Here is a 3,979-nt window from a genome sequence, read left to right on the forward strand (position 1 = left end):
TCCCGGACCTCGGGGTCGGCATCGGATGGCGCCCGGAGATCGCCGGGTTCGTCGGCGCGCTGCCCGGGCTGCGCTTCACCGAGGTGATCGCCGAGTCCGTGCATCCCGCGCAGCCCGCGCCCGACCTGCTGGAGCTGCGCGACCGCGGCGCGGCGATCGTCCCGCACGGGGTGAAGCTCTCCCTCGGTGGTGCCGAGCCGGTGGACGCGGGCCGGGTCGCGCACCTCGCCGCCTGCGCCGAGTCGCTCAGGTCGCCGCTGGTGAGCGAGCACGTCGCGTTCGTCCGGGCGGGCGGGATCGAGGCCGGGCACCTGCTGCCGGTCCCGCGGACACGGGCCGCGCTGGACGCCCTCACCGCCAACATCCGCCGCACCCAGGACGAGCTGCCGGTGCCGCTGGCCGTCGAGCCCATCGCCGCGCTCTTCGACTGGCCGGACGCCGAGTACACCGAGGCCGACTTCCTGACCGAGCTGCTGGAGCGCACCGGCGCCCTCCTCCTGCTGGACGTCGCCAACGTGTACGCCAACGCCCGCAACCGCGGCGAGGACCCCGTCGCCCTCCTCGACCGCCTGCCGCTCGAACGCGTCGCGTACTGCCACGTCGCGGGAGGCTCCGAGGAGGGCGGGCGCTACCACGACACGCACGCCGCCGCCGTCCCGTCCGAGGTCGTCGACCTGATCGGGGAGCTGTGCGCCCGATACCGTCCTCCAGCCCCCACCCACCGCCGTCCAACCGGTGAGCTCCGCTCGGCCCCGCGCCTGCCCGGCTTCCTGCTGGAGCGCGACGGCCGCTACCCGCCCGCCGCCGAACTCCGCGCCGAACTCGACGCCATCGCCGCCGCGTCCGGCCTCCCGGCCATCACATGAGCGAAGCGGACCGGGAGGCGCGGGGGGTCGTCCCCCCACAGGAAACGGGCATGAGCGGGCCGTACGACGACGGGTTGGCGGCCGCGCAGGAGGCGCTCGTCCGGGCCATGACGGCGGGCGGGCCGATGCCCGAGGGGTTCGACGCGGAGGCGGTGCGCGCCGCGGCGCACGGCATCCTGCTCAAACGGGCCGGTGAGGTGGCCCGCGCCTGGCCCGCACTCGCCGCGTCACACAGCGCGTCCTGGACGAAGGCGTTCGTCGCGTGGGCGGCCGAGCGTTCGACGCGGGGGTCCTTCAGGGACGGCTGGGACTTCGCGCGGGCGCACCGCGACGGTCTCGACCCCGGTGCGGCACGGGAACTGGCGCTCGCCGAGGCCCGCTGGTCCTACGACGGCACGTCGCCGCCCCGCCCTCGCGCGGCGGCCGTGCGGAGGGTGCCGGGAGGGGCGGCGCTGCAGGTCGGCGGGCGTGTCCGCGTCATCGGCCGGAAACCGTCGCGACGATCCCGCCGCCGGGACGGATAACGGCGCACCGACCCCTCGCCAGGGACTATGGTCTAGACCAATGGCGGCTCGCCGGGACCCCCGGCGAATGGCCCGTGCCGCCATGCCCGGACGACTAGTCTGGCCATGTGAATCGAGGGAGGAGCCCGGTGGCGGGAGAAGGAGACGGCATGCGCGTCGGAGTGCTGACCGGAGGCGGTGACTGCCCCGGCCTGAACGCGGTGATCCGCGCGGTCGTGCGCAAGGGCGTCCAGGTCTTCGGCTACGAGTTCGTGGGCTTCCGGGCCGGCTGGCGCGGCCCCCTCGAAGGCGACACCGTGGCGCTCGACGTCCAGGCCGTGCGCGGGATCCTGCCGCGCGGCGGGACGATCCTCGGCTCGTCCAGGACGAACCCGGTCAAGGTCGAGGGCGGCGTCGAGCGGATCAAGGACAACCTGGCGGGCCTCGGCGTGGACGCGCTGATCGCCATCGGCGGCGAGGACACCCTCGGCGTCGCCCGCGAGCTGTACGCCAACGGCGTCAACGTCGTCGGCGTCCCGAAGACGATCGACAACGACCTCAACGCGACCGACTACACCTTCGGCTTCGACACCGCGGTGAACATCGGGATGGAGGCCGTCGACCGGCTGCACACCACCGCCGAGAGCCACCACCGCGCGCTGATCTGCGAGGTCATGGGGCGCCACGCGGGCTGGATCGCGCTGCACGTCGGCATGGCCGCCGGCGCCAACGTCATCCTGATCCCCGAGCGTCCCTTCGACATCGAGAAGGTCTGCGAGTACGTCGAGAGCCGGTTCAAGACCCGCTACGCGCCGATCATCGTGGTGTCCGAGGGCGCCCACCCGGTGGACGGGCAGATGCGCCTGCAGGCCAAGGAGCGGGACGCGTTCGGGCACGTCCGGCTCGGCGGCATCGGCCAGGCCCTCGCCGACGAGATCGAGAAGCGCACCGGCAAGGAGGCCCGCGCCACCGTGCTCGGGCACATCCAGCGCGGCGGCACCCCGACCGCGTTCGACCGCGTCCTCGCCACCCGCTTCGGGCTCCAGGCGATCGACGCCGTCAAGGACGGCGACTACGGCAAGATGGTCGCGCTCCAGGGCACCGACATCATCCGCGTCGGCCTGGACGAGGCGACCAAGGAGCTGAAGACCGTCCCGCTGGAGCGCTACTCCGAGTCCGAGGTCTTCTTCGGCTGACCGGACCTCCCGGCGGGAACACGGTTACCAGGTCGCGGTGTTGGCTTGACTGGGCCACACTGGAGTTCCACCCTGACCTGTTCCCGCCAGGAGGATCACGCATGACCACGCTCGACCCCGCTCCGGTGGACGTCCGGGAGCAGTCGCCGGTCGACGGCGAGCCGTGCGTGCTGCTCAAACTGGGCGAGGTCGTCCTCAAGGGCAAGAACCGCGAGCAGTTCGAGCGCCGCCTCGCCGACAACGTGCGCGCCGCCGTCCGCCCCATCGCCCGGGTGGACGTGATCCGCCGCCACGGAGTGTTCATCGTCCGCAAACATGACGCCGAGCTGGCCACCATGGACCGCGTCGCCCAGCGGATCACCGACGTCATGGGCATCGTGTGGGCGCACCGCGCCTGGCGCGTCGGCAAGGACCTCGCCAGCGTCGAACGCGCGGCCCTCGAACTCATGGACGGCCGGACCGGCGCGTTCGCCGTCCGGTCCCGGCGCCGCGACAAGCGGTTCCCGATGACGTCCACCGAGCTCGACCGGCACATCGGCACCCTCCTCACCGCCAGGTACGGGCAGCCGGTCCGGCTCAAGAACCCCGAGCACACCCTGTCGATCGAGGTCGACCGCGACGAGGTGTTCGTCTACTCCGGCGGGCTCCCCGGCCAGGGCGGCCTGCCCGTCGGGATGAGCGGCCGCGCCCTCGTGCTGATGTCGGGCGGCATCGACTCGCCCGTCGCCGCCTACCGGATGATGCGCCGCGGCCTGCGCGTCGACTACCTGCACTTCTCCGGCATGCCGTTCACCGGGCCCGAGTCGATCTACAAGGCGTACGCGCTGGTCCGCGAGCTGGACAAGTTCCAGGGCGGGTCCCGGCTGTTCGTCGTCCCGTTCGGCAAGGCGCAGCAGCAGATCAAGTCGTCCGGCGCCGACCGGCTCGCCGTCATCGCGCAGCGCCGGCTGATGCTGCGCACCGGCGAGGTCCTCGCCCGCCGCCTGCGCGGCGCCGCGCTGATCACCGGTGACGCGCTCGGCCAGGTGTCCAGCCAGACGCTCACCAACATCACCGCGCTGGACGACGCCGTCGAGCTGCCGATCCTGCGGCCCCTCGTCGGCATGGACAAGATCGAGATCATGGACCAGGCGCGCCGGATCCGCACCCTCACGATCTCCGAGCTGCCCGACGAGGACTGCTGCACCATGCTGGCGCCCCGCCGCGCCGAGACCAAGGCGAAGATCGACGACCTGCGCCGGATCGAGAAGCGCCTGGACGCCGGTGAACTCGCCGACCAGCTCGCGGACTCCGTCCAGGAGCACCGCCCCGTCTACGCCGACCCCACCGCCTGACGGCGCGCGCGGTTCATTGAGGGGGCGACCCCTCAGCGAAAAGCGCTGGTCAGCGGGCGTCGAAGTCGGTGGGGCGCGGG

Annotated in this window: 4 protein-coding genes; all 4 read left to right on the forward strand. The window is 72.8% G+C overall.

The features are described from left to right. A partial coding sequence (locus ETD83_RS40220; protein ID WP_205718162.1) for a DUF692 domain-containing protein occupies window positions 1–866 on the forward strand: 866 nt, incomplete at its 5' end. Between the two features lie 50 nt (window positions 867–916). After that, window positions 917–1,390 (forward strand): hypothetical protein, encoded by a 474-nt coding sequence (locus ETD83_RS40225; RefSeq protein ID WP_138650499.1) that lies wholly within the window; start codon window positions 917–919, stop codon window positions 1,388–1,390. Between the two features lie 149 nt (window positions 1,391–1,539). Further along, a complete protein-coding gene (locus tag ETD83_RS40230) occupies window positions 1,540–2,565 on the forward strand; it encodes a 6-phosphofructokinase (protein WP_138650500.1) in 1,026 nt (341 codons plus the stop codon). 101 nt (window positions 2,566–2,666) lie between these two features. Next, a complete protein-coding gene (gene thiI / locus ETD83_RS40235; RefSeq protein WP_138650501.1) occupies window positions 2,667–3,899 on the forward strand; it encodes a tRNA uracil 4-sulfurtransferase ThiI in 1,233 nt (410 codons plus the stop codon). The last annotated feature ends 80 nt before the right edge of the window (window positions 3,900–3,979 follow it).

Origin of the sequence: Actinomadura soli (assembly GCF_005889715.1) — a bacterium.
Taxonomy (GTDB): domain Bacteria; phylum Actinomycetota; class Actinomycetes; order Streptosporangiales; family Streptosporangiaceae; genus Spirillospora; species Spirillospora soli.

What these genes read in the sequence shown, in the direction of transcription:
- ETD83_RS40225 (WP_138650499.1), top strand. Translation starts at nt 917, where the DNA reads ATGAGCGGGCCGTACGACGACGGGTTGGCGGCCGCGCAGGAGGCGCTC.
- thiI (WP_138650501.1), top strand. Translation starts at nt 2,667, where the DNA reads ATGACCACGCTCGACCCCGCTCCGGTGGACGTCCGGGAGCAGTCGCCG.
- ETD83_RS40230 (WP_138650500.1), top strand. Translation starts at nt 1,540, where the DNA reads ATGCGCGTCGGAGTGCTGACCGGAGGCGGTGACTGCCCCGGCCTGAAC.